Below are 312 nucleotides of genomic sequence, written 5' to 3'. Positions count from 1 at the left end.
CGTAACCGATGAACCGGGAACGCTCAATAACGATCACGTCTTCTCCGTAACCTGCTACAGTCTTGTATTGCGTAAGCATCGCTCATTCACCTCAAGAAAAGGATAGCATGTGCAAGAATTGTTGGCGAATACTGAAATGTTTTTGACACATAATCGTAGTAATCTATGGGGCAAGAATGGACTAAAACGGAAAGGGAGGACCTATATATGATAAAGTGTGCGTGATCCCTTATGAAAATGCTGGCATATCATTAATTTTTCGTGTACGAAACTTTACTCTGTGATATAGTGATTTTGGGACAAACTGTTATA

The 312-nt window shown here is 39.7% G+C and carries 1 pseudogene; it reads right to left on the bottom strand.

Annotated elements, in window-relative coordinates:
- A pseudogene (locus SB775_RS28440) lies at window positions 1-79 on the bottom strand (YigZ family protein); the annotation flags it as partial.
- Between the last annotated feature and the right edge of the window lie 233 nt (window positions 80-312).

The sequence above is a fragment of the Peribacillus sp. SIMBA_075 genome, assembly GCF_046534585.1.
The sequence above is the reverse complement of the archived record's forward strand: the minus strand, read 5'-3'. Positions and strand labels throughout refer to the sequence as shown.